The organism is Pseudomonas sp. DL, assembly GCF_047199225.1.
GTDB lineage: Bacteria > Pseudomonadota > Gammaproteobacteria > Pseudomonadales > Pseudomonadaceae > Pseudomonas > Pseudomonas aeruginosa.
In genome coordinates this window covers 2056774-2081780 of the sequence record NZ_CP178323.1, presented here as the reverse complement: position 1 = coordinate 2081780, position 25007 = coordinate 2056774, and the positions used below count along the sequence as shown (strand labels likewise).

Genomic DNA, 25007 nt, shown 5'->3' with positions numbered 1-25007 from the left:
GCCTCAACGGCGGGTTTTTTATTGCCTGCGATTCGGCCTTTCTCACAGGGTACGCAGGTAGGCCACCAGGTCGCCCTTCTCTTCCGCGGACAGCTTGCGCTCCAGCACCAGGTTGAAGAACTCCACGGTGTCCTCCAGGGTCAGCAGGCGGTCGTCGTGCAGGTACGGCGGCGAATCCTTGATCCCGCGCAATGGGAAGGTCTTGATCGGCCCGTCGGCGGACGCCATCACGCCATTGACCAGTTTCGGATCGTAGAAGCGCTCCACCTTCAGGTTGTGCATCAGGTTGTCGGTGAAGTAAGGCGGCGCATGGCACCCGGCGCAGGCCGCCTTGCCGTAGAACAGCTTTTCGCCACGCAATTCCTGCTCGCTGGCCTTGCCCGGATCGAGCCGCCCCTCCACATCCAGCTTCGGTGCCGGGGGGAAGTCCAGCAGCGCCTGGAACTCACCCATGAAATGCACTTGACTGCCACGCTCGAGCACGTTCACCCCCTTCTTGGTGGCGATTACCGGATCACCGTCGAAGTAGGCGGCGCGCTGCTCGAACTCGGTGAAGTCCTCGACGGTCTTCAGCGCCCTCTGCGAGCCGAACAACCGCTGGATGTTCACCCCGCGCAGCGTCGGCGTGTCGATGCGGTGGCGGAACGGCTGCGGGCGCACATCGCCGGCCAGGTGGGTAGCGGCATTGGTGTGGCCGTTCGCATGGCAGTCGAAGCAGGCTACGCCGCGGCTCGGATGCTCGCTACGGCGATCGTCGGTGAGGTTGAACTGCTGCTGCGGAAAGGCCGTTAGCAGCAGGCGCAGCCCTTCCAGCTGCTTGGGATTGAGAATCCCGTTGAACAACTCGAAATAGTTGTCGATGGTCACCAGCTTGCCCTTGGACACATCGCCCAGGTCAGGCCGGGTGGTAAGGAACATCGGTGCCGGGAATTCCGGCAGGAAGTGGTCCGGCAGGTCGTAGTCGAGGTCGAAACGGGTCAGGTCGCGGCTTTCCTGGCGCTTGATCTCGTCGATGAGGAACTTGGGAAAGACCATCCCGCCTTCGGCATGGTTGGGGTGCGGCAGCGGCAGGAAGCCACCGGGGAACAGCCCCTGCTTGCGGATTTCCTCGGGGCTCAGCCTGGCCAGTTCCTCCCAGCTGGTGCCGGCCGGCAGCTTCACCCGGATCCCCTCCTGCAGCGGCTTGCCGCGCGTCATGCTGGCGCCCTTGGCCGGCCTGTCGCTGAGATCGTAACGCTGCTCGAGAAGCGTCTTGTGGGCCTGTTCGATCGACGGCTTGTTCGCCGTCATGCGCTTCATGATGGTGGCGAAGTCCTCATTGATCACCACCGGCGAATAGCTGGAAGTCTTGCTTGGCTGCTCATCCCCCGCGCCCACGGCGGATTGCAGCCCCAGGGCGAGCGGCATGACCCAGAGGGCATGGCGCGTCCAGGCGGGCGTTTTCATCAGGCGTCCTCTTTCGTTATGAGGAAACGCCGAGCCTCGTCGTCCCGACCCCCACACCCCGGCGGTCCGCGACAGCGGACCGAACGACCTGCGACGCGTCCTGCGCCACGCGGGTTCCCGGCTGTTTCCAGTCAGTCCTGAAGGGAACTCAGGGTTTATCCATCGCCCTTAGGCCTAGCCGAACGCAGCCTGCCGAGCCAATAGACTCAGGCTATGAAAACCATTGAGAAACGCCTATGCATCGCTTCGCCAGCATCGCCGAAGCCAGGCACCGCGCGGCATGGGGGAAGGAAGCGGAACGCAGTCCGGTTTGCGCATAGAGCGCGGGGTTACCAGCGGTGCCGCGCTTAGCGCGAATGAATAGGCATCAGCAGCTGAGGAAGGCTGCGACCTGCTCGGCCTCGAACGGCCAGTTCAGCTCGGCGCCATTGTCGCAGCGGCGCAGCACCGGGATCCGCAGGCCATAGTGCTCGACCCAGGCTTCGTCGTCGGCGATGTCCACCAGTTCGACCAGCAGGCCATGTTCGACGAAGGGCATCAGCACCGCCTCCGCGACTTCGCAGAGGTGGCAACCGAGGGTTCCGAAGAGTTGGCATTCCGGGGGCATCGAAAGGACCTGTGCAGTGTTTCGCGGCGATGGTAGCACCCGCGCTCAGATGCCAGCGACCTGCAACAGACTTTCGGCCGCCTGCCGGGCCTCGCGAGCCTGATCCGCCGGCCCATGGATGTGCGCCATCACCAGGGCGCCCTCCATCAGGTATTGCAACTGCCGCGCAAGCAGTGCCGCCGAACGCGCGCCCAGGCGCTCCAGCTGGCGCTGGAAATAGGCTTCAACGAAGGCCTTTTGCTCGGCCGCCTGGCGATGGATCGGATGCGAGCGCTCATGGAACTCGGCGGCGGCATGGATGAAGGCACAGCCACGGAACGCCTCGTCCTGGAGGAACTCCTGCAGACCATCGAACACCGCCAGGATCGCCGCGCGCGGCTGCAACCGTGCCTCGGCTTCGAGCATGCGTTCGGCGGTGCGCTGCCGACGCACCTCCAGGGCGGCCATGATCAGTTCGTCCTTCGAGCGAAAGTGCTTGTACAGCGTCATCTTCGCCACCCCGGATTCGGCCAGGATGCGGTCGATGCCGGTGGCGTGGTAACCCTCGCGATAGAACAGGTCGACGGCGGTGCTGAGCAGTTGCTCGCGTTTGCGGGATGTCATGGAAAGCCTCCTGAGCGGCCCATTATGCGCGACCCTGCCGCCCCCTTGAACCGCTCTGCGTCGCTCCCCGGACGAATACCGACGGAAAAAGGCGAACGCGCGCCTTGAAATATACAGACCTGTCTGTCTAATATCCAGGCACCAATACCCGCCTGGAACCCTCAGATGAAACTGCATGACCTGGATCTCTCCGGCAACGCCTACAAGGTCCGCCTGTTCCTCTCCCTCATCGGCCGCGAGGCGACGCTGCGGCCGGTCGATTTCCTCAACCGCGAGCACAAGACCCAGGCCTTCCTCCGCATGAATCCCCGCGGACAGATCCCGGTGCTGGAAGACGGCGAGCTGCAACTGGGCGACTCCCACGCCATTCTCGTCTATCTGGCACGACGCCATGCCGGCCCCGAGTGGTATCCGCTCGACCCCGTCAGCCAGGGCCGCATCGCCTACTGGCTCAGCTATTCGGCCAACGAGGTGCAGAACGGCCCGGCCAGCGCCCGGCTGATCACTCGCTTCAACCTGCCGCTGGATCGCGAGCAAACCCACCAGCGAGGCCTGGAAGTGCTGCGCCTGGTCGACCGGCACCTGGCCGAGCATCGCTGGCTGGCCCAGGGCGAACAGCCGAGCATCGCCGACGTGGCCCTCTACCCCTACCTGGCCCTCGCCCCCGAAGGTGGCCTGGCGCTGGACCACTACCCGGCGCTGAACGCCTGGATCGCCCGCATCCGCGCGCTGCCCGGCTACATCCCGATGCCCGGCCTGTAGCTCGGCAGGAGGCAGCATGAGCCAGGAACAGAGTCCCTTCCACACCGGCGAACTGGCGATCCAGGAACGCGCCGGCGTTCGCGAACAGGTCGCCGGCTTCGGCAGCCGCGCGATCCGCACCTTCATGCCGGACCAGCACCGGGAGTTCTTCTCCCTGCTATCGCTGTTGCTGGTGGGCAGCCTCGACGCCGACGGCTACCCCAGCGCCTCGGTGCTCTGGGGCCCCCCCGGCTTCGCCCGTTCGCCGGAACCGACCCGCCTGCGCATCGACAACCTGCCGCAAGCGGACGATCCGCTGGCGGCCAATCTCGAGGCTGGCACCCGCCTCGGCATCCTCGGCCTGGAATGGCCGACCCGCCGCCGCAACCGCATGAATGGACGGGTCCTGGCGCGGGACGGAAAGGGTTTCACGGTCGGCGTCGAGCAATCCTTCGGAAACTGTCCCAAGTACATCCAAGCGCGCAGCCATCAGCCCGTCTCCAGGATCGCAAGTCCCGCATTGCAGGGCGAAGGACTCGATCCACGCTGGCTGTCGCTGGTCTCGCGCAGCGATACGCTGTTCATCGCCAGCCAGCATGCCGACCCGCTCAGAGGCGGCGTCGACGTCTCCCATCGGGGCGGGCCGCCGGGCTTTCTCCGGCTCGGCGCGGATGGCCGCCTGTGGTTGCCCGACTATGCCGGCAACCGCCTGTTCAATACCCTCGGCAACCTGCTCCAGGATCCTCGCTGCGGCCTCCTGTTCATCGATTTCGACAATGGCGACCTGCTGCACCTGCACGCCGAGGCCGAGCTGTTCTGGCCGGGTTCGCAGCCATCCATCCCCTGGCCCGCCGGCGCCGAGCGCCTGCTGGCGTTGCGCCCCGCAGGCTGGCGCTGGCGGCGCGGCCGCCTGCCGCTGGCATTCGGCGAGCCCCAGCCATCCCCTTTTCTTCCTGCCGGTGAATCTTGATGCCTTTCCTGTATCGCCTTGCCTCGTTGTTGATCGCCCTCCTCGTCCTGCCGGTGCAGGCGGCGGAAATGCGAGTCGCCCTGTTGCGCACCTCGGGAGTGGAAACCCTCGATGCGCTCACCGTCGACGGCGGCTCCTGGGTGCGCCGGGTGCCGCTCAGCCATACCGCGGTGCTGATCGAGCACCACGCCGCCACCCTGCTCTTCGACACTGGCCTGGGGCGCGACATCGACGCCCAGTTCCGCGCCGACATGCCTTGGTGGGCAGCGCCGCTGTTCGCTTACCAGAAAGTCGTCCCGGCGCGCGACCAACTGGACGCAGCCGGTATCCGCGTCGATCGCATCCTGCTGTCCCACGCACACTGGGATCACGCCTCGGGCCTGGTCGACTTCCCCAAAGTACCGGTCTGGGCACCCTACGAGGAGATCGCCTTCAGCCGCATCGCCACCCCGCCGGCCGCCTTCCCCAGCCAATTCCGCCATGGCGTGCGCTGGCGACCTTACAGCTTCGATCCGCGGCCGTTCATGGGCTTCGACGAAAGCCTCGACCTGTTTGGCGACGGCCGCCTGGTGCTGGTCCCCCTGCCCGGCCATACGCCCGGCTCGGTCGGTCTGTTCGTCACCCTCGACAGCGGGCGCCGGCTGTTCTTCAGCGGCGACACCAGTTGGCGACTCGAAGGCGTCGAAGGCCCGCGGCAGAAATTCTTCGCCGGCCGCGCCCTGGTCGATCGCGATCCCGCGCGCACCCTCGCGCAACTGGCGAAGATCCGCCTGCTGCTCCGCAGCGACCCGCGCCTGAGCGTGATTCCGGCGCACGATGCGCGGGTCCAGGCCGCCCTGGGCTACTTCCCGCACTGGCTGGAATAGCGGGAAAGCCCGTCCTAGACAGGGTTCGTGCCAATTCGCGGCCACCCTCGACTAATGTCTAACAGTGGCCGTCTTCCTGTAGTGCTTAAGTAACCGGGCTGTCACAGGCCGACGTGGCGTCACGCCGCCGCCATCGGCCTGCCCCAAGCGCTCGAGGAGACAATAACAATGAGCATGACCCCGATCGCCCGTGCCGTGGCTTTTGCCGCGCTGGGTTCCAGCATTACCGTCCCAACCCTGGCCCATGCCGAGTTCATCAAGGACAGCAAGGCCAGCATCGAACTCCGCAACTTCTACTTCAACCGTGATTTCCGCCAGGAAGGCGCCAGCCAGTCCAAGGCCGAGGAATGGGCTCAGGGCTTCCTCCTGCGCTACGAGTCCGGCTACACCGAGGGCACCATCGGTTTCGGCGTCGACGCCATCGGCCTGCTCGGGGTGAAGCTCGACTCCAGCCCCGACCGCAGCGGCACCGGCCTGCTCAAGCGCGACCGCGAGACCGGCCGCGCCCAGGACGACTATGGCGAGGCAGGGATCACCGCCAAGCTGCGGGCGTCGAAGAGCACCCTGAAGATCGGCACCCTGACCCCCAAGCTGCCGGTGATCATGCCCAACGACAGCCGCCTGCTGCCACAGACCTTCCAGGGCGGCGCGCTGAACTCCATGGAGATCGACGGCCTGACCCTCGACGCCGGGCGCCTGAAGAAGGTCAACCAGCGCGACTCCTCGGACAACGAGGACATGACCATCACCGGTGGCGGCAAGCGCAACATCGTGGTCCGTTCCGGGCTGACTTCGGACAAGTTCGACTTCGCCGGCGGCAGCTACAAGTGGACTGACAACCTCAGCACCAGCTACCACTACGGCAAGCTCGACAACTTCTACAAGCAGCATTACCTCGGCCTGGTGCACACCCTGCCGATCGCCGACAAGCAGTCGCTGAAATCCGACATCCGCTGGGCGCGCTCCACCGACGACGGTTCCAGCAACGTCGACAACAAGGCGCTCAACGCCATGTTCACCTACAGCCTCGGCTACCACGCCTTCGGCGTCGGCTACCAGAAGATGAGCGGCGACACCGGCTTCGCCTACATCAACGGCGCCGACCCCTACCTGGTGAACTTCATCCAGATCGGCGACTTCGCCAACAAGGACGAGAAATCCTGGCAGGCGCGCTACGACTACAACTTCGCCGGCGTCGGCATTCCCGGCCTGACCTTCATGACCCGCTACGTCAAGGGCGACAACATCGACCTGCTGACCACCTCGGGCGAAGGCAAGGAATGGGAACGCGACATGGACATCGCCTACGTGTTCCAGAGCGGCCCGTTGAAGAACCTCGGGGTGAAGTGGCGCAACGCGACCATGCGCACCAACTACACCAACGACTACGACGAAAATCGCCTGATCGTCAGCTACACGCTGCCGCTCTGGTAACGGCAGGCCCCGCGGATAGCCGCGCTACGGCCATCCGCCCCTCCCCAGAGCCCCGCGGCGGAACGAAGAGGCCACCCTTGGGTGGCCTCTTTCATGGCGGGATGCCTCGCTCGCAGCGTGCAGGACGGATAGCGCCTGGGGCGTTATCCGCCGATACCCCACCGGACCAAGGAAGTCCGCCCCCTCATTCGTGGCTGATCGCGCCGATCTTGTGGATCGACAGGTCCGCGCCGTAGTACTCCTCCTCCTGGCTCAAGCGGATGCCCAGCAGCGCCTTCATCAGCCCATAGACCAACAGGCCGCCGGCGAAAGCCACCGTCACCCCCAGCAGGCTGCCGAGCGCCTGGCTGGCCAGGCTCACCCCGCCGAGCCCACCCAATGCCTGCTGGCCAAAGATGCCGCAGGCAATCCCGCCCCAGACCCCGCAAAGACCGTGCAACGGCCAGACACCGAGGACGTCGTCGATCTTCCAGCGCACCTGGGTCGCGGTGAACGCCCAGACGAACAGGGCCCCCGCCACCAGGCCGGTAGCCAGCGCGCCGATCGGATGCATCAGGTCGGAACCGGCGCACACCGCCACCAACCCGGCCAGCGGACCGTTGTGCAGGAAACCCGGGTCGTTGCGGCCGATCAGCAGCGACGCCATGGTGCCGCCAACCATCGCCAGCAAGGAGTTGACCGCCACCAGCCCGCTGACCCCAGCGAGGGTCTGGGCGCTCATCACGTTGAAGCCGAACCAGCCGATGATCAGGATCCACGACCCCAGTGCCAGGAACGGGATGCTCGACGGCGCCATCGCCACCAGCTTGCCGTCGCGATAGCGGCCGTTGCGGCTGCCCAGCAATAGCACCGCCGCCAATGCCAGCCAGCCGCCCAGCGCATGCACCACCACGGAGCCGGCGAAATCGTGGAAGGGCGCGCCGAACTCCAGCTTCAGCCATTCCTGCAAGCCGAAATTGCCGTTCCACACCAAGCCTTCGAAAAACGGGTACACGAAGGCCACGATCAGCGCCGTGGCGCACAACTGCGGACCGAACCTGGCACGCTCGGCGATGCCGCCGGAGATGATCGCCGGGATTGCCGCGGCGAAGGTCAGCAGGAAGAAGAACTTCACCTGCGCATAGCCACTGTCCACGGTCAGCGCCGCCGCCGGATGGAAGAAAGTCACGCCGTAGGCAATCCAGTAGCCGACGAAGAAATAGGCCAGCGCCGAGATGGCGAAGTCGGACAGAATCTTCGACAGGGCGTTGACCTGGTTCTTCAGGCGCACGGTGCCCACCTCGAGGAAGGCGAAGCCGGCGTGCATCGCCAGCACCATCACCGCTCCGAGCAGGATGAACAGGGTATTGGAGCCGTGGATCAGGACTTGCACCGCACTATTCAGGTTATCCATGGATTGAGGCAGCCTTCGCGCGTAGAGAGAAAGCACCAGAAACGCCCACGCCCGCCCTTCAACGCACCATGACGAAGCAGTAGTCGTCGTGCGAACCGCCGCTTTTCTTCGGCAGACGTTTCGCAAGGTGCCTGAGGCAGCATGGAAAGCTCCCGGACTTTCCTTGATTTTCATTGGGTTGGACGTTCATCCCGAAGTACCCTCCGGGAGCGCCTGGCGCCCTCGCAAGGGGCATTCCGGCCGACGTGCGCACCAGGGAATTGCAAGCGCCATACCAGTTCGCGCCCCGTTGCGAGGCAGCCGGATGGGCGTCATCTCGCCGCAGCCGCGCCGACAGGCACGCTGTGGCAGTCTTTAATGAAAGGAACGCCGGGAGCGACCGGCAACGCGCGGAAATTACCCACCGGTTGAACCTTCCGCCCCGCGCTCGGCTCGAAAAAAACACACCCCATGACCAGAGGAGCTCGTCATGCCCCGCAAGACCACTGCAAACGCTGCAAAGGATGAACTGTTGGCTGAATTCCAGGCACTGGTCGCCGATACCGAGAAACTCCTGCAAAGCACCGCCGACGTGGCGGGCGACCAGGCCGAAGAAATCCGCGGCAAGATCCACGACAGCCTCAAGCGCGCTCGCGATACCTTGCGCGACACCAAGGACTCGCTGAAGGACAACGTCCGCGAACGCAGCCAGGCCGCGGTGGACGCCACCGAGGTGTACGTCGGCGAACACCCCTGGCAGAGCATCGGCATCGCCGCCGGCGTCGGCTTCCTGCTTGGCCTGTTGGTCAGCCGGCGCTGAGCCATGAGCGAAGGAAAGGACCCGGCGGACGGCCGCCCCTCCCTGCGGCGCTTCGGCGCCGCCTTCCTCGGCCTGTTGCACGGTCACGTCGAGCTGTTCGGCATCGAGCTGCAGGAACAGAAGGCCAACACCCTGCGCCTGCTGCTGTTCGCCGGGCTGGCCCTGGTATTCGCCCTGCTCCTGCTGGTCGGCCTGTCGCTGCTGGTGCTGATCGTGTTCTGGGACACCAACCGGCTCGCAGCGGCGCTCGGGTTGTGCCTGTTCTACGTGATCGGCTCGCTGTTCTGCGGCTGGCGCCTGTACCAGTCGATCAACGACGAAAGCTCGCCGTTCAGCGCCACCCTGGAAGAACTGGCCAACGACCGCGAGCGACTGCTGCCATGACAAGGAAACGCGCATGAGCCAACTACCGGTGAACGCGACCGGCCTGTCGCGTCGCGAATTGCGCAAGGCGGTGATCCGCCTGCGCCTGGAAATGCAGCGCCAGCAATTGCGCCGCGAAAGCCAACTGCTGGTGCAACCCTTCCGCCAGGCCCAGGGGCTGGGCCACAACCTCAGCCAGCAACTGTTCGGCGGTGGCAATGCGGCGCTCTGGGGCGCCGGCGGAGCCGCACTGCTGGGCGTACTGCTTGGCAAGGGCGGACGCTGGCAGCGTCTGCTGCGCCTGGGCGTCGCCCTGGCCCCGCTGTTGCTCGGCCTGCGCAAGCAGAAAGGCCGTTGAAGGACGCGCCGACCGGCAACGGTCGGCGCCCTCCGTTTCCCCAACGCGACGATTGAGCTTGCCGAGGCAAACCGTTAGCGTGTCCGCATCGCCTCAGCGCATCCCTGGAATTCCCGATGGACTGGCAGACCCTGCTCACCCGCGAACGGCTCGGAAAGCCGGTACACAGCAACGATGAACTGGGCCGCAGCGCCTTCCACAAGGACCATGACCGGATCATCTTCTCCGGCGCGTTTCGCCGCCTCGGACGCAAGACCCAGGTCCATCCGGTCTCCAGCAACGATCACATCCACACCCGCCTGACCCACTCCCTGGAAGTCGCCTGCGTCGGCCGCTCGCTGGGCATGCGGGTCGGCGAGATCCTCCGCGAGGAACTACCCGAGTGGTGCGACCCCAGCGACCTCGGGGTCATCGTCCAGTCGGCCTGCCTGGCCCACGACATCGGCAACCCACCATTCGGGCACTCCGGCGAAGACGCGATCCGCAACTGGTTCCAGCAAGCCGCCGGACGTGGCTGGCTGGACGAGATGAGCGACGCCGAGCGTTCCGACTTTCTCCACTTCGAAGGCAACGCCCAGGGCTTCCGGGTCCTCACCCAACTGGAATACCACCAGTTCGACGGCGGCACGCGGTTGACCTACGCAACCCTGGGTACCTACCTGAAGTACCCCTGGACCTCGCGCCACGCCGAAGCGCTGGGCTACAAGAAGCACAAGTTCGGCTGCTACCAGAGCGAACTGCCGCTGCTCGAGCAGATCACCCATAAGCTCGGCATGCCGCAACTCGACGACGAGCGCTGGGCTCGCCATCCGCTGGTCTACCTGATGGAAGCGGCGGACGACATCTGCTATGGCCTGATCGACCTCGAAGACGGCCTGGAAATGGAGCTGCTCGAATACAGCGAGGTCGAGGCGCTGTTGCTCGGCCTGGTCGGCGACGACCTGCCCGACACCTATCGCCAACTCGGCCCCAGGGACTCCCGCCGGCGCAAGCTGGCGATCCTCCGCGGCAAGGCCATCGAGCACCTGACCAATGCCGCCGCCCGTGCCTTCGTCGACCAGCAGCAGGCCCTGCTCGCCGGGCAGCTTGCCGGCGACCTGGTGGAACACATGCATGGCCCGGCCAAGCTCTGCGTGCAGCGGGCCAAGGCCATCGCCCGGGAAAAGATCTTCCAGGACAAGCGCAAGACCCTCCACGAGATCGGCGCCTACACCACTCTGGAGATCCTCCTCAACGCCTTCTGTGGCGCCGCGCTGGAGCAATACGGCGGGCATACGCCGTCGTTCAAGAACCGGCGCATCCTCGACCTGCTCGGACGCAACGCGCCCGACCCGCAGTGGCCGCTGTACCGCGCCTTCCTCCAGGTGATCGATTTCATCGCCGGCATGACCGACAGCTACGCCACGGAAATGGCCAGGGAAATGACCGGACGCTCGAGCCCCTCCTGAACGGAAGGGCTCATACCGCAGCGGCCGCCAACTGCTCCTGGAGTTCCTCCTGCAACGCCTCCAGGGCCAGCCGGAGTCTTTCGCCAGGCGCCTGCAGGCACTCCCCGTCGCCACTTCGCCGGCAGGCGTCCTCCAGGGCCTCGCAGGCCTCCAGCAGGGTACGCGCCCCGATCATCCGCGCGGCGCCCTTGATGCGGTGGGCATGCTCGGCGAGCCTGGTCCTGTCGCCCTCGCGCAGGAGGATGGCAAGGCGCTGGAGGTCCTGACGGTTGCTGCCTAGCAGGGTCTCCAGCAGTTCGCGCAGCCGTTCCGGGCGGTCGCCGCCGAGGCTGCTGAGAGCGGCTGCATCATAGAGCCCCCGGGGCTGCGCGGCGTCGCGTCCGAAAGAGGTCGCGAGGTAGTTGCGCAGGGTCTCCAGGCCGAGCGGCTTGAACAGGCAATCATCCATGCCCGCGTCGCGGCAGCGCTGTACCTCGTCCGGCTCCGCGTCGGCGGTATAGCCGAGGATCAGGATCGGCGCGCGTCGCTCGCACCGTTCCTGGATGCGTATCCTGCGTGCCAGCTGATAGCCGTTCAGGCGCGGCATGTTGCAGTCGCTGATCAGCACCTCGAAGCGCTCGTCGGCCCAGAGCTCCAGCGCCACCTGGCCATCCTCCGCTTCCGCCACCCGGTGGCCGAGAAACTCCAGTTGCTGGCGCAGCAGTACCCGGTTGGGCGGATAGTCGTCGGCGATGAGGATATGCAGGCGGCGAGACGGCTCCATGGATGCTGCCAGCGGGTCCTGGCCGGATTCAGGCATTTTCGGCCCGCACTGGCGCAAGAGCAGGTCGAGCGACACCCGGGTGCCTTTGCCCGGCTCGCTGTGCATCTCGACATCGCCGCCCATGAGGTCCACCAACTTCCGACAGATCGCCAGCCCAAGGCCGGTCCCGCCCTGCACCGTGCGTCCCTTGGCCACCTGGATGAAAGGCTGGAACAGGCGCGCCTGGTCCGCCGGAGCGATACCGATACCGGAATCCTCCACGTCCACCCGGACGATCGCCCTCCCCTCGTCCAGGCTCCTTTCCTGGAGACGGATCGTCACCTGTCCCCGCTCGGTGAACTTGATCGCATTGCTCACCAGGTTGGAGAGCACCTGCTTGAAGCGCAGGGGATCGATCAGCACGTCCCGTCCCGGGGCATCGTCCAGCTCCACAACGAGCCTCAGGCCTTTCTGCCGGGCCAGGCCTTCGAACATGCGGCGCACCGACTCCACGACATGGCGCAGGCGAACCCGCTCGGGCGTGAGGGTCAGGTGACCGGACTCGATCTTGGCGACGTCGAGGATGTCGCCGATGAGCAGTTGCAGCGACCCCGCAGCCTCGTAGGCGACCTCCAGCGAGGCGCGTTCGCGCTGCTCCGGCGCCAGGCGCTGCAGGACCAGTTCGAGGATGCCGATGACCGCATTCATCGGCGTACGGATCTCGTGGCTCATGGTCGCCAGGAAGACGCTCTTCGCCCGATTCGCCTCGTCCGCCTGGCGCATCGCCTCGCGCAACTGGCGGGCCAGGCGCTCCCGTTCGGTGATGTCGATCCAGCCGTTCATCAGGCCGAGCATCCGGCCCTGGCGATCCCTGTAGGGCGTGACCCAATGGTGGATCTCCAGCAATTGCCCGCCGATGCGCACCGCCATGTCGGTGAAGCTCGCCGTTCCTCCCCGAGCCACCGCCAGGCACTGCTGGTGCATGAGCCGTGCCTTGCTGCCCTCGACCCAGTCGGAATCGGTCAACAGGGTGCCGCGGGCCTGCTCACGGGTCATCCGCAGGCTTTCCAGGTAATTGCGGTTGCAGGCCAGCAGGCGACCGTCGAGCGTGCGGATGCTCACCGGGTAGGGAATCCCGTCGACCAGCGCCTGCTTCAATGCCAGGCGGCCGCTCAGGTCGGCTTCGGTACGTTGCCAACGCCTGAGCCTGAGCTGCAGGACGGTATTCCAGCCCAGGCATCCGACGCAGACCAGGCAGGCCACCAGCAGGCCGAGCACCAGGCTGGAAGGGGATGGCGAGCTCAGCCCGTCGGCAGCCTGGCGTAGCGGCGCTTCGTCGACCACATCGGCGTCCCCCGGACGATCCGGAGCGGGAATCCGGAGCATGGAAGAATATTCGCCAGCCGTCGCCCTCGCCGGAACGGCATATCCCGCCATGCAGGCGAATATGAGAAGCAGGCCGAGCATGCACGCACTGCGTTTCTGGAACTTCATTCGGTTCCGGCCCTTAGATAAGCGTATTGCGTTTGGCGAACTCGATGAGATCCACCAGCGAGCCGGCGTTCAACTTCAACAACAAGCGCGCCTTGTAAGTGCTGACGGTCTTGTTGCTGATAAACATCTGCTCGGATATCTGCTTGTTCGAATAACCCTGGCTGAGGTATTGCAATACCGATACTTCGCGATCGGACAGGCGTCCGAGCAATTCCACATCGTCGGAATAGGCGCCCTGTTGCACAGGACGCATGGCCGAGCTGGGAAAGTAACTGTATCCCGAGGCGACCGCATTCACCGCCGTCACCAGTTCGGCCAGTCCGCCCTGCTTGCAGACGAACCCGGCGGCGCCCGCCTGCATGCTGCGCAGGGCGAAGAGCGAGGCGCTCTGGCCGGTCAGGACGAGGATCTTCAGGGGCAACGCCAGCACCATCAGGCGGCTGATGACCTCGAGGCCGTCCAGCCTGGGAATGCCGATATCGAGGATGACCAGGTCCGGCTTCAGCTCCCGCCCGAGGCTGATGGCATCCACGCCATTATCGGTATCGCCGACGATCTGGTGCCCTTCGGCTTCCAGCAACATCTTCATGGCCATGCGAATCACGGGATGATCGTCGACTATCAGGATACGGCTCATTGTCTGATTTCCTTGCCAATAAAAATTCAGAAAAAATTCTCCTGAGCAAGATATAGACGGGAGCCATATTGTCGAGATACTCGATGGCAACTCATATACTTTAAGGAATATTCTCACGGAAACTTAATTTATTTCTTACGGCGAATTCAAAACCTCGTATATTGCCAAGCAATTGGCCTGGTTATCTGCATGAAAAACACCCGCATATATACGCGCCTTCCCGGCTCGTTATCTGCCAGAGCGAGTTGAATAGTTCGTCAGGGGTTTCGGAGTATTGCTATCCGCATGTACGGCCACAAGCCGCCGACATGCCTTGGCAGGGCAAAGGGAAGCACGACGGGCGCCGGGCCAGATAGCGCCGGAGCAGGATCGAAAGGGAGGGAAGACGCGACCGCCATCCTCGGGCGGGATGGCGGCGCTATCGCTTAGAGCTTCGGCAGGACAGGCTGTTCCGGGTACCAGGCGTCGACCAACGCGCCGACCTCGACGCTGGCCAGTTCCGGTTGCTGCTTCAACCAGGCCTCGATCAGGGCCCGCTGCTCTTCATTGACCGAGCCACGGCGCGCCAGGCAGACGAAACCGAATTCGTCGCAGCCGCCATAGGTCAGTTCGTTGGCTTCGATCGCCTGATCGATGAAGCGCAACATGAAAGCGTTCACCGCATCGGCATCCACGCCTTCCTTGTAGTGGAAGTTCAATTCGAAACCCAGCTCCTGGAATTCATCGACGCACAATTTCTTGCGCAGGCGGCGGGAACGATTCGTAGCCATGGCGGCATCTCCTGGATTGACGCTCCATTGGCGGAGCCTCGCATTACAGACAGTAGCCGACGCCGCTGGAGCCGCGGGCGAACCCCGGCAAGCCGCGCGACGCGGCCGGATTGCCGGCGCACTCTACCAGTTCCGACCATTCGGCGATATGACGGCGAACTCCGCGAAACTCCAGCGCATCGTTATCCGCCTTGCGGCATAATGAGCAAGACGGCCTCTTCGCGTGATGTCCGTCTCTTTTTTCAGGTTCGCTTCGTTTTTCATCTTCATTTCATTTTCTACCCTCCGTCTTCAAGGGTTCTTCATTAATGTTCAAGTCGCTGCGTACTCTTGCCTTCGCCACGCTCCTGCCTTTCGCCCTTCCCACCCTCGCCCAGGTCAACGCCACCCTGCCGGCCAACGTGCAGAAAGCCCTGCAGACCAACAAGCTGACCGGCAACGATCTGTCGCTGGTGCTGATTCCTCTCGACGGCCCGGGCAACCCCACCTACTACAACGCCGACGTATCGGTGAACCCGGCCTCGACCATGAAGCTGTTCACCACCTATGCCGCCCTGGAAATGCTCGGCCCGACCTACCAGTGGAAGACCGAGTTCTACACCGACGGCCAGCTCAAGAACGGAGTGCTCAACGGCAACCTCTACCTCAAGGGCGGCGGCGATCCGAAACTGAACATGGAGAAGCTCTGGCTGCTGATGCGCGACCTGCGCGCCAATGGCGTGACCAAGGTCACAGGTGACCTGGTACTCGACCGCAGCTACTTCAACATCCCGCAGTTGCCGGTATTCAACGACGACGGCGGCGACGACACCAAGCCGTTCCTGGTCGGTCCGGACTCGCTGCTGGTCAACCTGAAGAGCGTGCGCATGGTGGTGCGCACCGACGGCAACAAGGTCAACGTGCAGATGGACCCGCCGCTGGCCAACGTACGCATCGACAACCAGGTGAAGATGACCGCGCCGGCCACCTGCCCGGCCTGGCCGAAGCTGCGCTTCAGCCCGGTGACCCAGTTCGACGGCACCACCCTGCTGGCCACCGGACAGATTCCCCAGGGCTGTAGCGCGCAGACCTACATGTCGCTGCTCGACCACCCCGGCTACACCGCCGGCGCGGTGCGCGGCATCTGGCAGGAACTGGGCGGCAGCATCCTCGGCAAGGACCGCCAGGGCAGCGTACCGCGCAACGCCACGCTGATCGCCAAGGCCTTCTCGCCAGACCTGGTCGAGATCATCCGCGACATCAACAAATACAGTAACAACACCATGGCCCGGCAGTTGTTCCTCTCCATCGGCGCGCAGTTCCGCAACAGTGCCGACGGCGACGACGCCCAGGCCGCGCAGCGGGTGGTGCGGCAGTGGCTGGCGCGCAAGGGCATCACCGCGCCGCGCCTGGTGATGGAGAACGGCTCGGGACTGTCGCGCCAGGAACGGGTCAGCGCCCGTGAGATGGCGGCGATGCTGCAAGCCGCCTGGCACAGCCCCTATGCAGCGGAGTACATCTCCTCGCTGCCGCTGGCCGGCCTCGACGGCACCATGCGCAAACGCCTGCGGCGCACCGCACTGGTCGGCGAGGCGCACGTGAAGACCGGCACCCTCAACACCGTGCGCGCCCTCGCCGGCTTCAGCCGCGACGCCAGCGGCCACAACTGGGTGGTGGTGGCGATCCTCAACAGCCCGCGGCCGTGGGGCGCTTCGGCGATCCTCGACCAGGTACTGCTGAGCCTGCACGCGCGGAAATAAGGCGCAGTACGAAAAAAAGGCCGCCAGCGGTTGCCCGCCGGCGGCCTTTTGCATGAATGCCGCTCGCCTCAGCGAACGGTGATTCTCCAGGCCCGATGGATCTTCGGATTACGCGCGAAATCCGGATCGAGGGTTTCGCCAGTGATCTCTTCGACCGCATAGCGGGCCTGCACGCTCTCGTCCAGTTCGAACTTGCGGAAGTTGTTGGAGAAATACAGCACCCCGCCCGGCGCCAGCCGCGCCATGGCCAGGTCGAGCAGTTCGACGTGGTCGCGCTGCACGTCGAACACGCCTTCCATGCGCTTGGAGTTGGAGAAGGTCGGCGGGTCGATGAAGATCAGTTCGTACTGGCCATCGTCTTCCCGCAACCACTCCATCACGTCGCCGTGCACCAGGCGCTGCTTGTCGGAAAAGCCGTTGAGCGACAGGTTGCGGCGCGCCCAGTCCAGGTAGGTCTTCGACAGGTCGACGCTGGTGGTGCTGCGCGCGCCGCCCCTGGCCGCATGTACGGTGGCCGTGGCGGTATAGCAGAACAGGTTGAGGAAGCGCTTGCCGGCCGCCTCCTTCTGGATGCGCAGGCGCATCGGCCGGTGATCGAGGAACAGCCCGGTATCCAGGTAATCGGTCAGGTTCACCAGCAGGCGCACATCGCCCTCACCCACCTCGAGGAACTTGCCCTCGCTGCTCTGCCGTTCGTACTGCTTCTTGCCGGCCTGGCGCTCGCGGCGCTTGACCACCACTCGCTCCTGGGCAACGCCCAGGGTCTGCGGAATCGCCGCCAGGGCGTCGAACAGGCGCGCCTGGGCTTTTGCCGGATCGATCGACTTGGGCGCGGCGTACTCCTGGACGTGAACCCAATCGCCGTAGATATCCACCGCCAGGGCATACTCCGGCATGTCGGCGTCATACAGGCGATAGCACTCGATCTTGTCGCGGCGCGCCCATTTGCCCAGTTGCCGGAGGTTCTTCTGCAGGCGATTGGCGAACATCTGCCCGCCCTCGCTCAGCCGTGCCGGCTCGCTCGGCGCCCGCGCCAGGCCTTCGTCGTTGCGTTCGCCACGCTCGCCGGTGACGAACTGGCGCGGCTCGACCTGGATCATCAGCAGCTTGCAGGCCAGCGCGCCGTTCCAGAACGCGTATTGCTTATGGCTGCGGATGCCCATGCGCTTGCCCAGTTCCGGCGCCCCGGTAAACACCCCGGCGCTCCAGCCGATGCAGCTCTGGCGCAGGCGCTCGCCGAGGTTCTGGTAGAGATACAGCAGGCTGGCTTCGTCGCCGAGACGCTCGCCATAGGGCGGGTTGCAGATCACCAGGCCGGTCTGGCCCCTGTCCGGGCGCGGCTCGAAAGTCGCCAGTTCGCCCTGGTAGATCTTCACCCAGTCGGCCACTCCGGCACGCTCGATATTGTTGCGCGCCGGCTGGATCAGGCGCGGGTCGGCCTCGTAGCCGCGAATCCACAACGGTGGCCTGGCCAGGCCGGTCGCCGCGCGCTGCTGGGCTTCCTCGTGGAGCTTGCGCCACAGCGCCGGCACGTGACCCAGCCAATTGCTGAAGCCCCAGCGCTCGCGCCTGAGGTTCGGCGCGATATCGGCAGCCATCAGCGCCGCCTCGACCAGGAAGGTGCCGACGCCGCACATCGGGTCGGCCAGGGCACCGCCCTCGGCGGCGATCTTCGGCCAGCCGGCACGGATCAACACCGCCGCCGCCAGGTTCTCCTTCAGCGGCGCGGCGCCCTGCTGCAGACGATAGCCGCGCTGGTGCAGGCTATGCCCGGAGAGGTCCAGGGAGAGGGTCGCCTGGCCGCGGTCGAGGTGCAGGTGGACGCGCACGTCCGGATTGACCTTGTCCACCGACGGGCGTCGGCCGGAGCGCTCGCGCAGGTTGTCGACGATCGCATCCTTGACCTTCAGCGCCCCGAAATGGGTGTTGTCGATGCCCGAGCCCTTGCCGCTGAACTCCACCGCCAGCGTGCCGCCGGCGTCCAGGTGGTCTTCCCAGTTCACCGCGTGGACCGCCATGTACATGGACTCGGCGTTCTCCACCGGGAATCGCGCCAGCACCAGCAAGACCCGGTTGGCCAGGCGCGACCACAGGCAGAGGCGATAGGCCACCTCCAGGCTGCCCTGTCCGCGCACCGCCGACACCTGGGCGCGCGCCTCGTCCAGGCCGAGCCCCTGCGCCTCTTCGAGGAGCAGGCTTTCCAGGCCTTTCGGGCAGGTCAGAAACAATTCGTAAACATCAGCCATATCGCCTTCCCGGGCCGTAGCCCTTGTCAGTGGAAGCACCCTCATGGGCACTTCTTTGGCACCAGGTGCCGTGGTTCGATTGCCGGAACGCTCCCGGCGTTGCTCGCTGCGACCCCGAGTCGCAGTCTGGGCGACCCTTCGTCGGAATGCGAGGAAATCTCAATTGGTGGGGGTGCAAAACGTTATAAGGCGCAACCCCGCGACCCTACGGCGTTAGCGCCGGAAACCAGGCGTCATGAGCCTGCAACATATGGCCCTATCGACGAAAGCGTTAAGTCTTTATGACAAATCGGTCATTCACACGCCTGAACGCTTTGGTTAGAACTCCAGTTAATCCGCCACCGCAACGGTGTCGGGCGAGGGTCGTCACGCCGGCAACGACCCCTTTCGGCGAAAGCTTCGCCAGGCCTCCCCTGGGGGCCAACGGGACATAACAGTCAACAAGTGAGGGCAACACCCTATGAGAAGACTTAAGCGTGATCCGTTGGAAAGAGCCTTCTTGCGTGGTTATCAGAACGGCATAACCGGTAAATCCCGTGATCTTTGTCCGTTCACCCATCCTACGACGCGGCAGTCCTGGCTCAACGGCTGGCGCGAGGGCCGTGGCGACAACTGGGACGGCCTCACTGGCACGGCCGGCTTACAACGTCTCAATCAACTCCAGCACGTGTAAGCGACAACACGGATAGCACCGATTTCCCCAAGGCACGCCCCATCCGGGCGGCGGGCGCAAGCCCAAGGGCTCCGCAAGGAGCCCTTTTCAATTCCGCCGCGGCAATGCGGCGATGGCGTCCACCGCTTCGCGGATCAACGCCGGTCCCTTGTAGATGAAACCCGAATAGATCTGCACCAGGCTCGCCCCGGCGGCGATCTTCTCCGCCGCGTGCGCGCCCTCGGTGATACCGCCGGCGGCGATGATCGGCAGCCGTCCGCCCAGCTCGCCGGCCAGCACCTTCACCGTGTGCGTGCTCTTTTCCCGCACCGGCGCGCCGGACAGGCCACCCGCCTCGTCGCCATGCGGCAGGCCTTCCACGCCTTCGCGGCCGAGAGTGGTATTGGTCGCGATCACCGCGTCCATCCCCGCCTCGACCAGCGCCGCGGCGACCAGCGCGGTCTCTTCGTCGGTCATGTCCGGGGCGATCTTGATCGCCAGCGGTACCCGCCGGCCATGCCGCAGCGCCAGCGCTTCCTGGCGCTGGCGCAGTGCCTCCAGCAGTTGCTTGAGCGAATCGCCGAACTGCAGGCTGCGCAGGCCGGGCGTGTTCGGCGAGCTGACGTTGACGGTGACGTAACTGGCGTCGGCGTAGACCTTGTCCAGGCAGATCAGGTAGTCGTCGACCGCGCGCTCCACCGGGGTATCGAAGTTCTTGCCGATGTTGATCCCCAGTACGCCGCGATACTTCGCCGCGCGCACCCGTGCCAGCAGGTGGTCGACGCCGTGGTTGTTGAAGCCCATGCGATTGATGATCGCGTTGGCTTGCGGCAGGCGGAACAGGCGCGGCTTGGGATTGCCCGGCTGCGGTCGCGGAGTGACGGTGCCGATCTCGATGAAGCCGAAACCGAGCTGGCCGAACCCGTCGATGGCGTCGCCGTTCTTGTCCAGGCCCGCGGCCAGCCCCACCGGATTGGGAAACTCCAGGCCCAGCACAGAGACCGGCAGACTGGCCGGCTTGGGCGTCAGCAGGCGGTTCAGGCCCAGGCGGCCGCCGGCCCCGATCAGGTCGATGGACAGTTCGTGGGAGGTTTCCGGGGACAGTTTGAACAGCAGCTGGCGGGCCAGGGTGTACATGGTCGGGTATCGGTCGGCAGAATGAAGGGTGCCGATTATAGCCGTCGAGCGCCCGCTCAGGCGAGGCGTTGCAGCGCCAGCAGGCGGCCATCCTCGCTGAAATCGAGGCGGAACGTGCCATGCACGCCATCGTGGCCGATGAACGGACGCAGGTGATGGGCCGGCAGGTTCACCCGGCGACCGTCGCGGCTGCGCAGCAGGACCCGATTGGCCCTGCCGCCGTAGATGGCCTGCAGGCGTTCGCCGGACAGGGCGATATCCATGATGAGACTGGGCATGGAGCCCCCCGCTTGAATGAACCACGACAGCTTGCCACAAACCACGCGGTTGAATGTCACGCCCGAACCTGTGCTTCAATGGACGGACCGTCGCCGTCCCCTCCCACCCCTTTCCGCGTCGGTCGCCGAGCCCGAGGAGCCCTCCGTCGATCATGAGTTCCAACTCGCGTAGCAACAGCACCTTCACCGGTCGCCTTTCCGCACTCGCCAACCGCCTGCGCCTGGGTGCCGCGCGAAGCGATGGGCGGGAGCTGCGCGAACGGGCGGCCGCCCTCGAGCTGCCGTTCCAGCCATTGCGACGGCCGGAGCCGAGCGTCTGGTGGCAGGCCGGACCGCCCCTGCACACCCTGGTCGACCTGCCGCGCGGCGCGCTGTCCGGCCCGGTCCAGGAAGACAAGGCGGAAGCCCACGCGGTCCTCAAGCGCCTGGTGCGGGTCAGCCACTCCACCCTGGAGTCGGTCGACCTGAAGACCATCGAAGGCGTATGCAGCCGCGAGATCCTCGTCCAGGCACCTTGCCCACGCCTGGAAGACCTGGCCACGGCCGAGGTCTGTCGGGGCGTACGGATCATCAGCTACAAGGATTTCGTCAAGGCCCTGAGCCTGGCCCTGCCGCGTTTCACCAACGGCGACAGCATCCGCCTGCGCCAGGCCGCCTGGCACGGCGAGCGCCTGTTCTGGGCGGGCGAACGCCAGGCCTGCGCCTTCGCCGCGGCGATCGTCTACGCCCGCCGCCGCGAACTGGAACTGAAGCTGCCGGCACACCTGGAACGCTACGAACTGGAGCCCGGCGCGCTGGACGAACTGGAACAGCGCTACCACATGCTGCGGATTCCGACCGAGGCCTGGTCCGAGCCGACCTTCATGAGCCTGCTGCTGGATACCGGCCTGCCCTATGCGCGACTCGCCCTGTTCACCCCGGAAACCCCGGAATGCCTGTTGCTGCCCCGCAACGACGAACGCGCCGATGCCCTCGGCGAAGGTCTGCGGGCGGCGGGCGCGGCAGACGTGGTGAAGTATCTGAAGCAACTGTAGGCAACCGGCCAGGACTGGCCAGCTCGCGCCCTGACGTGCATCCTCCAGCAGACCCACACAGGAGCGATCGCATGTCCCTACCCCGCCTCAGCCTCTGTCTCGCCCTCGCCTGCGGGCCGGCGCTGGCCAGCCAGGCGCCGGTCTACGGCGAACGCCTGGAAGGCTTCGACTACGCCTATCCGGTGCATTATCTGGACTTCACCTCCCAGGGCCAGCCGCTGAGCATGGCCTACCTCGACGTCGCGCCGAAGAAAGCCAACGGCCGCACCATCCTGCTCATGCACGGCAAGAATTTCTGCGCCGGGACCTGGGAGCGCACCATCGACGTGCTCGCCGACGCCGGCTACCGGGTGATCGCCGTCGACCAGGTCGGTTTCTGCAAGTCGAGCAAGCCGGCCCATTACCAGTACAGCTTCCAGCAACTGGCAGCCAACACCCACGCCCTGCTGGAACGGCTCGGCGTCGCCCGGGCCAGCGTGATCGGCCACTCCATGGGCGGCATGCTCGCTACCCGCTACGCCCTGCTCTATCCGCGGCAGGTCGAACGACTGGTGCTGGTCAACCCCATCGGTCTGGAGGACTGGAAGGCCCTGGGCGTGCCCTGGCGCAGCGTCGACGACTGGTACAGGCGCGACTTGCAGACCAGCGCCGAAGGCATTCGCCAATACCAGCAAGCCACCTACTACGCCGGCGAATGGCGCCCCGAGTTCGATCGCTGGGTACAGATGCAGGCCGGCATGTATCGCGGCAAGGGGCGCGAGTCGGTGGCCTGGAACTCGGCGCTGACCTACGACATGATCTTCACCCAGCCGGTGGTCTACGAACTGGACCGGTTGCAGATGCCGACCCTGCTGCTGATCGGCGAGAAAGACAACACTGCCATCGGCAAGGACGCCGCGCCGGCAGAACTGAAAGCCAGGCTGGGCAACTACGCGCAACTGGGCAAGGACGCCGCCAGACGGATTCCCCAGGCGACCCTGGTGGAATTCCCCGACCTTGGCCATACCCCGCAGATACAGGCTCCGGAACGCTTCCACCAGGCACTGCTGGAGGGTCTGCAAACCCAGCCCTGAACCATCCACCGGCGGCGCTCTCGCCATCGGCTTCGCCGCGCCTTGCCCGGCGTCAACACCGATGCCTGCCGCCGGCGTTTCACTGCACTGGCTGCGCGACGACGCGTGGCTCGCGTCGCGCAGGCCCGCCCACGCCGCGGCCGTTCCCATCCACATGGAGGTTCATCGTGTTCCCTTGCCTACCCCGTTCGCTACTCGCCGGCGTCCTGCTGGCGAGCGCCCTGCCCGCTCACGCGGAGCTGCCCCACGCGCCCGCCTACATCGATGACAGCGCCTACCCGGCCGCGGCCCGCCAGCGCATCCTGCCACCGATGTTCGAGCAGAGGCTGGGCAGCCTGCGCTACCTCGCCAAGCCCGGCGACCCCTTGATCACCCAGGCCGAGAGCAGCGACTTTCAGCGCACCAGCGACTACCGTGAGACCCGCGCCTACCTGGAGAAACTGGTAGCCGCCTCCTCCGGCCGCATCGCCCTGCGCGAGTTGCCCGAGCGCAGCGCCGAGGGTCACCCGATGCTGCTGGTGACCGCCTCCACCGAGGCCGACAAGTCCGCCGCCGGCCTGAAGCGCTCCGCCAAGCCGACCTTGCTGGTGGAAGCCGAGATCCATCCCGGCGAGGCCAACGGCAAGGACGCCATGTTCATGCTGCTGCGCGACATGAGCGCTGCCGACCGCCCGCTCGCCGGGCTGCTGGAGAAGATCAACCTGCTGTTCATCCCGGTGGTCAACGTCGACGGCGACCTGCGCCGCAGCGCCTACGGGCGGATCAACCAGAACGGCCCGCAGGAGACCGGCTGGCGGGTGAACGGCCGCAATCTCAATCTCAACCGCGACTTCACCAAGCTCGACAGCGCGGAGATCCGCAACGTCGCCTGGGTGTTCAACCACTACGAGCTGAGCTTCTTCGCCGACACCCACTCCACCGACGGCGCCATGTATCCCTACGACAGCTCCTACTGCCACAACGGCAACGGCTGGTCACCGGCGAGCAGCGCCTGGATGGACCAGGTCATGCGCAAGCCGGTGTACCAGGCGCTGGAAAGCCTCGGGCACATGGTCCATGAATGCATCAGCCTGAACGACAACCAGGATCCGACCCAGGGCTACTACCCCTACCGCACCGACCTGGCGCGCTTCTCCAACCAGTACGGCGACATCCGCAACGTGCCGTCGATCCTCATCGAGCAACACGCCCTGCATCCGTACAAGACCCAGGTGCTGGGCAACTACGTGATGCTCAAGGCGATGTTCGAGGTGATCGGCGAGCAGGCCGCCAGCCTGCGCCAGGCCATCGCCAGCGACCGCGAGCGCCTGCTGCGGCAGAAGGAGGTGATCCTCACCTGGAAGCCAGGCGAGGCCGCCGAGACGCCGTTCGTGGTGGGCGACTACCGCTACGAGCAATCGCCGGTCACCGGGGCCCGCACCATCGTCTGGAGCAACCGGCCGAAGACGCTGAAGCTACCGGTGACCGACAACGGCGTACCCGACCTGGTGGTGCCGCGTCCCCAGCGTTTCATCGTCCCGGCGCAGTGGCACGAGGTGATCGCCCGGATCAAGGCCCATGGCATCCGCTATAGCACCCTGGAGCGTCCGACCGAAATCGCCGTGACCCTGTACCGCATGGACGACATCAAGCTCGCCGATGGCTTCGAACCGGATCGCGTGCAAGGCAACCGGATTCCGGGCTACGAAGGTCGCCTGCTGGTCAGCGGCACGCCGAAGCCGTTCCAGCGCCTGCAGACCTTCCCGGCCGGCTCGCTGTCGATCGACACCGCCCAGCCGCTGGGCGTCCTGGCCATCGACCTGCTGCAACCGCAGAGTCCGGATTCCTTCTGGTCCTGGGGCTTCTTCAATTCCACCCTGGTGGCCGCCGAGGAGCCGGAGGAATACGTGATGGAGCCGATGGCGCGCAAGATGCTGGCGGAAGACCCGGCGCTGAAGGCCGCCTTCGACAAACGCCTGCGCGAGGACAAGGCCTTCGCCGCCGATCCGCAGGCGCGCCTGCAATGGTTCTACCAGCGCACGCCGTTCTACGACGTGAACGCCTTCGTCTATCCGGTAGGAGTGGTGTTCTGAGGCCCACCTGGGGCTGACGGCGGATAACGCTGCGCGTTATCCACCCTACCGCTGGGCTTCGGGAGCCCCGTTGCCTCTCCCGCTTGCGGGAGAGGGCTGGGGAGA

23 protein-coding genes are annotated in these 25007 nt (G+C 65.5%); 13 read left to right on the top strand and 10 right to left on the bottom strand.

The features are described from left to right. Positions 1 to 42: 42 nt before the first annotated feature. The 3 genes from ACI766_RS09740 to ACI766_RS09730 all read right to left on the bottom strand — a co-directional run bounded on the left by ACI766_RS09740 (position 43) and on the right by ACI766_RS09730 (position 2656). Positions 43 to 1446, bottom strand: coding sequence for a cytochrome b6 (locus ACI766_RS09740; RefSeq protein WP_012613897.1), 1404 nt, complete (start codon positions 1444 to 1446; stop codon positions 43 to 45). Positions 1447 to 1813: 367 nt separating this feature from the next. After that, positions 1814 to 2053, bottom strand: a complete 240-nt coding sequence (locus ACI766_RS09735; RefSeq protein ID WP_003113967.1) for a glutaredoxin family protein — start codon at positions 2051 to 2053, stop codon at positions 1814 to 1816. A 45-nt stretch (positions 2054 to 2098) separates the two neighbouring features. After that, positions 2099 to 2656, bottom strand: a complete 558-nt coding sequence (locus ACI766_RS09730) for a TetR/AcrR family transcriptional regulator (RefSeq protein ID WP_003103255.1) — start codon at positions 2654 to 2656, stop codon at positions 2099 to 2101. Between the two features lie 165 nt (positions 2657 to 2821). On the opposite strand from ACI766_RS09730, the gene ACI766_RS09725 reads away from it, so the two are divergent. The 4 genes from ACI766_RS09725 to opdQ all read left to right on the top strand — a co-directional run bounded on the left by ACI766_RS09725 (position 2822) and on the right by opdQ (position 6667). After that, positions 2822 to 3418: a glutathione S-transferase family protein gene (locus ACI766_RS09725; RefSeq protein WP_003116471.1), complete on the top strand. Its 597-nt coding sequence runs from the start codon at positions 2822 to 2824 to the stop codon at positions 3416 to 3418. A 16-nt stretch (positions 3419 to 3434) separates the two neighbouring features. Next, positions 3435 to 4367 (top strand): pyridoxamine 5'-phosphate oxidase family protein, encoded by a 933-nt coding sequence (locus ACI766_RS09720; protein WP_003119784.1) that lies wholly within the window; start codon positions 3435 to 3437, stop codon positions 4365 to 4367. Further along, positions 4367 to 5233, top strand: a complete 867-nt coding sequence (locus ACI766_RS09715; protein WP_023104553.1) for an MBL fold metallo-hydrolase — start codon at positions 4367 to 4369, stop codon at positions 5231 to 5233. Before ACI766_RS09720 ends, ACI766_RS09715 begins: the two co-directional genes overlap by 1 nt. Positions 5234 to 5401: 168 nt before the next feature. After that, entirely contained in the window at positions 5402 to 6667 is a 1266-nt protein-coding gene (gene opdQ, locus ACI766_RS09710; RefSeq protein WP_003091257.1) for a porin OpdQ, read from the top strand. 184 nt (positions 6668 to 6851) lie between these two features. On the opposite strand, the gene ACI766_RS09705 is transcribed toward opdQ, so the two are convergent. Continuing rightward, a complete protein-coding gene (locus ACI766_RS09705; protein ID WP_023104554.1) occupies positions 6852 to 8060 on the bottom strand; it encodes an ammonium transporter in 1209 nt (402 codons plus the stop codon). A 469-nt stretch (positions 8061 to 8529) separates the two neighbouring features. On the opposite strand from ACI766_RS09705, the gene ACI766_RS09700 reads away from it, so the two are divergent. The 4 genes from ACI766_RS09700 to ACI766_RS09685 all read left to right on the top strand — a co-directional run bounded on the left by ACI766_RS09700 (position 8530) and on the right by ACI766_RS09685 (position 11028). Next, positions 8530 to 8859, top strand: coding sequence for a DUF883 family protein (locus ACI766_RS09700; RefSeq protein ID WP_003091262.1), 330 nt, complete (start codon positions 8530 to 8532; stop codon positions 8857 to 8859). A gap of 3 nt (positions 8860 to 8862) precedes the next feature. Continuing rightward, entirely contained in the window at positions 8863 to 9243 is a 381-nt protein-coding gene (locus tag ACI766_RS09695) for a phage holin family protein (protein ID WP_003091263.1), read from the top strand. A 13-nt stretch (positions 9244 to 9256) separates the two neighbouring features. Beyond that, positions 9257 to 9580 (top strand): hypothetical protein, encoded by a 324-nt coding sequence (locus tag ACI766_RS09690; protein WP_003103249.1) that lies wholly within the window; start codon positions 9257 to 9259, stop codon positions 9578 to 9580. Between the two features lie 116 nt (positions 9581 to 9696). Further along, positions 9697 to 11028: a deoxyguanosinetriphosphate triphosphohydrolase gene (locus ACI766_RS09685; protein ID WP_003091265.1), complete on the top strand. Its 1332-nt coding sequence runs from the start codon at positions 9697 to 9699 to the stop codon at positions 11026 to 11028. Positions 11029 to 11038: 10 nt separating this feature from the next. On the opposite strand, the gene ACI766_RS09680 is transcribed toward ACI766_RS09685, so the two are convergent. The 3 genes from ACI766_RS09680 to ACI766_RS09670 form a co-directional block, all read right to left on the bottom strand. Then, positions 11039 to 13264: an ATP-binding protein gene (locus tag ACI766_RS09680; RefSeq protein ID WP_017001926.1), complete on the bottom strand. Its 2226-nt coding sequence runs from the start codon at positions 13262 to 13264 to the stop codon at positions 11039 to 11041. A gap of 13 nt (positions 13265 to 13277) precedes the next feature. Next, entirely contained in the window at positions 13278 to 13901 is a 624-nt protein-coding gene (locus ACI766_RS09675; RefSeq protein WP_003091268.1) for a response regulator transcription factor, read from the bottom strand. Positions 13902 to 14326: 425 nt separating this feature from the next. Continuing rightward, complete coding sequence (locus ACI766_RS09670; RefSeq protein ID WP_003091271.1) at positions 14327 to 14671, bottom strand: YggL family protein; 345 nt, start codon at positions 14669 to 14671, stop codon at positions 14327 to 14329. A 308-nt stretch (positions 14672 to 14979) separates the two neighbouring features. On the opposite strand from ACI766_RS09670, the gene dacB reads away from it, so the two are divergent. Continuing rightward, positions 14980 to 16410 (top strand): D-alanyl-D-alanine carboxypeptidase/D-alanyl-D-alanine-endopeptidase, encoded by a 1431-nt coding sequence (gene dacB / locus ACI766_RS09665; RefSeq protein WP_003091272.1) that lies wholly within the window; start codon positions 14980 to 14982, stop codon positions 16408 to 16410. 68 nt (positions 16411 to 16478) lie between these two features. Here dacB and rlmKL read toward each other — a convergent pair whose 3' ends face one another. After that, on the bottom strand, positions 16479 to 18656 hold the full coding sequence (gene rlmKL / locus ACI766_RS09660; protein ID WP_023091164.1) for a bifunctional 23S rRNA (guanine(2069)-N(7))-methyltransferase RlmK/23S rRNA (guanine(2445)-N(2))-methyltransferase RlmL: 2178 nt from the start codon (positions 18654 to 18656) through the stop codon (positions 16479 to 16481). A gap of 460 nt (positions 18657 to 19116) precedes the next feature. Between rlmKL and rmf the strand changes: the two genes are divergently transcribed. Then, entirely contained in the window at positions 19117 to 19329 is a 213-nt protein-coding gene (rmf, locus tag ACI766_RS09655) for a ribosome modulation factor (protein ID WP_003103238.1), read from the top strand. A gap of 87 nt (positions 19330 to 19416) precedes the next feature. Here rmf and ACI766_RS09650 read toward each other — a convergent pair whose 3' ends face one another. Together ACI766_RS09650 and ACI766_RS09645 are read right to left on the bottom strand one after the other, a co-directional pair. Continuing rightward, a complete protein-coding gene (locus ACI766_RS09650) occupies positions 19417 to 20445 on the bottom strand; it encodes a quinone-dependent dihydroorotate dehydrogenase (RefSeq protein ID WP_003091275.1) in 1029 nt (342 codons plus the stop codon). A 56-nt stretch (positions 20446 to 20501) separates the two neighbouring features. Further along, positions 20502 to 20723, bottom strand: a complete 222-nt coding sequence (locus ACI766_RS09645) for a DUF2835 domain-containing protein (protein WP_003103227.1) — start codon at positions 20721 to 20723, stop codon at positions 20502 to 20504. Between the two features lie 152 nt (positions 20724 to 20875). On the opposite strand from ACI766_RS09645, the gene ACI766_RS09640 reads away from it, so the two are divergent. The 3 genes from ACI766_RS09640 (at position 20876) to ACI766_RS09630 (ending at position 24902) form a co-directional block, all read left to right on the top strand. Continuing rightward, positions 20876 to 21757: a DUF6685 family protein gene (locus ACI766_RS09640; RefSeq protein ID WP_003113960.1), complete on the top strand. Its 882-nt coding sequence runs from the start codon at positions 20876 to 20878 to the stop codon at positions 21755 to 21757. 71 nt (positions 21758 to 21828) lie between these two features. Continuing rightward, positions 21829 to 22830, top strand: a complete 1002-nt coding sequence (locus ACI766_RS09635) for an alpha/beta fold hydrolase (RefSeq protein ID WP_003103224.1) — start codon at positions 21829 to 21831, stop codon at positions 22828 to 22830. Between the two features lie 167 nt (positions 22831 to 22997). After that, on the top strand, positions 22998 to 24902 hold the full coding sequence (locus ACI766_RS09630) for a M14 family metallopeptidase (RefSeq protein ID WP_003103223.1): 1905 nt from the start codon (positions 22998 to 23000) through the stop codon (positions 24900 to 24902). Positions 24903 to 25007: the final 105 nt, after the last annotated feature.